Raw genomic sequence first — 4,071 nt, forward strand, 5'->3', positions numbered from 1 at the left:
GTATAGAGCTTCGTTCTGTTGTGCGGCTGTGTTGCTTTGTTCTTTGTCGTTTGCGCGAGGAGGTATTTGTGGTCTAGGTGTTGCGTACAGAGCTTCGTTCTGTTGTGCGGCTGTGTTGCTTTGTTCTTTGTCTTTTGGGCGTGGTGACTTTTGTGGAGAAGGTATTGTGGATGGAGATTTTTTTGAGGGAGACGATCTAGTAGATTGTTCAAGGCGTCTTTCAAATTCTTCCACTATACGAGATACTGAAGGAGAGGAGTGTGTTTTTTTCATGCATGTTTCCTTTCAAGCTTGCCCCAATATCAATATTTTCTAGAAAATCTCTTTCTTGTGCGCTCTCCAACTTTATAGTTTTTTATGTAAAAGAGGATGCCAATTTGAATGGTTTTAAAAGATTTTTCGCTACTTGCGTGGATCGTAATTGGCTTTTATGTCTTTTGTATAGTTTTTTTATGAAATTTTATTAATAAATTTCGCAAAATTAGAGAGGTTTGCGTCAAAAGAGGGGCGATTGTATCAAATGAAGGGAGAATTATGATAATCTTTTTTCTTGACATTACACAAAACTTCTTGGCGCAATTTATATAAAACGCTTTGCGCCAAGAAGTTAGATTAAAAGCTCAAATTTATATGCACTTAGCTAGCAAAAACGACTGCTTTTGGTGTTGCGGTTTTGCGTGGTCGAACATCTATTGCTCTTTGGTGTTCATATCTAGAGGTTTCAGCAACCTCATGCTTATTTTCTGCTACGTGTTCATGTCTTCTAGAGGGGTGTGATAAGTCTTGCTGTTTTTGCACGTTTTTATCTAGCTTGACGGATGACACATGGTATTGGTGTTTTGTCTGATGGGGCTGCACGATGTTTTCTTTTATTTGTTTTACAGCATTTGCATAATTATCAACGGCGTCAATCAGGGGGGAAAGACCTGCTTCAGCATATCTGCGTGTACTATTTTTAAAGCCGCACATACTGATACCCGCATATTTATGAAAAGATTGAGGATATGCTGCAAGTTGCCATGCGAGCTCCTCTCCCATAGCTGGGTTTGTAAGCAGCTCTTCAGTTTTTTCTTGCAAAATATTAGGCTTTCCAAAAACGGTTTTACACCAATATTGGATTTGTGCGTGGTATCTTTGAACTGTTTGATCTCCTTGAACTAAGTTAGCAAGTTCTGTATTTGAGAGGGGGTCTCTTTCCCTTTCAGAATTATATGGGTTTTGCAAGATTTTTGCTATTGCTTCATTGCCCATTGATTTTTCATAGCGCTTTAGTTCTGCGTCTGGGGATTGCATCAAGCACTTTCTTGCATATAGTACAGCTTCTATATAACAATCAACAGCGCCACTTAGGGAAGTAATGCTATCTTCAGCATGTTGACGGGTGCTATTTTTTATGCCACATACATGTGTACCAGCAAGCTTAGAAATGCTTGCAGGATGTGTTATAATTTGCCATGAGAGGTCATCTCCCATAGTGGGATTTTTTTGAATTTGCTCAATTTTTTCTTGCAAAGCATTTTTGTTGCCATAAACTATTTGGCACAAATCTTGAATTTGTTCTTGATACATTCTAACCAATGGATTGTGTGGAATTATCTGCGTAATTTGTTTTTCCGAAAGAGACCTCACTGCCCTTTGTGAAGCAACCGTTGCATATAAAGTTTCTTCTTTTTGCTTTCTTTTAGCCACTCTTTCTGTTTTCTTTTGTGAAGCAACCATTGCGTATAGGGACTCATTCCCTTTTTTCTTCACAATATCTCTGTCTTTGGAGTGATGCGGTGTTGTTGAAAAATCAAGCGTTGCGTACACAATCTCCTTTTCAGTCGTAACGGTATTCTTTTTTTGTGTGCGAGGTGGTTTTGGGGGAGCTACCTGCGTATAGAAGGCTTGAGGGGCAGAAGATGTTGGGGCAGCTTGTTTATAGCGTTGTATGAGTTCTTTTACTGAGGGGTGCGAAGAAGGGGTTGGTTGATTTTTTTTCATGCATGTTTCCTTTCAAAAATTATTTTAGAAAACCTCTTTGGTGCACCAACCACCTTTATGCTTTGATAATTTTTATACAAAAAAGGTACGAATGACTTCCAAAGATTCCTGCGCTATTTAAGGCTATCGTAATCGACATTTATGTCTTTTATACAGTTTTTTTTATGAAATTTTATCAATAAGTTACGTAAAATGATGGGAACTGTTTTGGTGGAACTTTTCCGTAACATTGCACAAAAAATTTTAGCGCAATCCATCTAAAATGAATTGCGCTAAGAGGTCAGATAAAAGTTTATGTAAACTTACATCGCAAAAGCCATTCCTTTTTCGCCCCCATGCCTGCTACGTGGTTGCACTTCGCGCTGTTGAGAAGTATGGCGTTCTTCTCCTGCGCGATGATGATGGTGGTGATGATGTCTGTGTGCTTTTTCTAGATTTTCTCCCTTTTCATGTCCTTGTTGTCTTGCCTGCTCTTTTGTAAGGTCTTTGTGTAGTTTTTTTACATTTTCTACATGTCTTTCAAGAGCTGCACAAAGGGGGCGAAAACCCTCTTCAGCCTCTTTACGGGCTGGGGATTTCATGCCAAGTACTTTTTGACCGGCAAGCTTACCAGGGCTTTCAGGATTTGCAGCAACGTCCCATAAGACTTTGTCTCCTTTCTGAGGATCGTCAAGAATCTGAGCAAGTTGGCTATTCAAAGCATACGAGTTACCATAAACAACTTGGCACCATTCTTGGATTTCTCTTACACTATATTGGAAGCCTGTGTTTTGTAAAAGCTTTGAAGTAATTTCATCTTTCGGAGACCTAGGAGAGGGAGAGGTTCTTCCTGTGTTAACTTCTGCGTAGACAGATTCTGTTGGTTGCTGGGGGTGCCGTTCACCATGTGCGCCCATGTTAAGCTCTGCGTAGACAGGTTCTGTTGGTTGCTGGGGGTGCCGTCCACCATGTGCGCCCATGTTAAGCTCTGCATAGACAGTTTCTACTGGTTGCTGGGGGTGTCGCCCTTTGTTTGCTCCTATGTTAACTTCTGCGTAGACAGGTTCTGGAGTGGGTTGTTGTTGAGGGCTTTGTCCTCTGTGCTGTTTATTAACCTGTGCATAGAGGGCTTCTGGGTTAACTTGTGGAGAAGAGGATGGATAATTCTTTTTCATATATGTTCCTTTCAAGAATTGTTTTAGAGAACTTCTTTGGCGCACTCTCCACCTTTATGCTTCGATAGCTTTACTACGAAGGAGGATGTCCATTTGAATGATCTCCAAAGATCCTCCGCTATTCGTGGTTATCGTAATCGATATTTATGTCTTTTATACAGTTTTTTTATGAAATTTTATCAATAAGTTAAATAAAATTATGGGGGCTATTTTGATGAAACTTTTCCGTAACATTGCACAAAAAATTTTAGCGCAATCCATCTAAAATGAATTGCGCTAAGAGATCAGATAAAAGTTTATATAACTTACATCGCAAAAGCCATTCCTTTTCCGCTTTCATGTCTGCTGCGTGGTTGCACTTCGCGCTGTGGGGAAGTATGGCGTTCTTCTCCGGCATGTTGATGATGATGTCTGTGTGCTCTTTCTGAAGATTCTCCTCTTTCAGGGCTTTGTTGTTTTGCTTGATCACGTGTAAAATCTTTGTGTAGTTTTTGTACAGTTTCTACATGCTTATCAAGAGCTGCACAAAGGGAAATAAAACCTTCTTCAGCTTCCCTGCGTTGTGAGGATTTCACGCCAAGTACTTTTTGACCCGCAAGTTTACTTACACCTTCAGGATTTGCTGCAACTTCCCATGTGATTAGTTCTCCTTTCTGAGGATCGTCAAGAATCTGAGCAAGTTGGCTATTCAAAGCATACGGGTTACCATAAACAACTTTGCACCATTCTTGGACTTCTGTTACACTATATTGGAAGCTTGTATTTTGTAAAAGCTTTGAAGTAACTTCATCTTTCGGGGATCTAGGAGGAGTTGCATTTTCTGTACCCAATCCGTCGTAGATAGGATTTTCTTGTTGTATGGAGTCTTGCCCCCCATATGCCCCCATGCCAACTTTTGCATAGACAGATTCTATTGATTTATGGGAGGAGTGCT

3 protein-coding genes and 1 pseudogene are annotated in these 4,071 nt (G+C 40.1%); all 4 read right to left on the reverse strand.

The genetic code is table 11. From position 1 onward, the window contains the following. Positions 1-273 (reverse strand): annotated as a pseudogene (locus tag GQO39_RS08870) (hypothetical protein); the annotation flags it as partial. Between the two features lie 363 nt (positions 274-636). Further along, positions 637-1,983 carry a BID domain-containing T4SS effector gene (locus GQO39_RS06670; protein WP_156851500.1) on the reverse strand — a complete coding sequence of 449 codons (1,347 nt, stop codon included), beginning with the start codon at positions 1,981-1,983 and terminating at the stop codon, positions 637-639. Positions 1,984-2,285: 302 nt separating this feature from the next. Next, on the reverse strand, positions 2,286-3,137 hold the full coding sequence (locus tag GQO39_RS06675; protein ID WP_156851501.1) for a BID domain-containing T4SS effector: 852 nt from the start codon (positions 3,135-3,137) through the stop codon (positions 2,286-2,288). A gap of 305 nt (positions 3,138-3,442) precedes the next feature. Then, on the reverse strand, positions 3,443-4,071 hold a 629-nt coding region (locus GQO39_RS06680), incomplete at its 5' end, for a BID domain-containing T4SS effector (RefSeq protein WP_156851502.1).

Origin of the sequence: Bartonella refiksaydamii (assembly GCF_902652675.1) — a bacterium.
Classification (GTDB): domain Bacteria; phylum Pseudomonadota; class Alphaproteobacteria; order Rhizobiales; family Rhizobiaceae; genus Bartonella; species Bartonella refiksaydamii.

What these genes read in the sequence shown, in the direction of transcription:
- GQO39_RS06670 (WP_156851500.1), bottom strand. Translation starts at nt 1,983, where the DNA reads ATGAAAAAAAATCAACCAACCCCTTCTTCGCACCCCTCAGTAAAAGAA.
- GQO39_RS06675 (WP_156851501.1), bottom strand. Translation starts at nt 3,137, where the DNA reads ATGAAAAAGAATTATCCATCCTCTTCTCCACAAGTTAACCCAGAAGCC.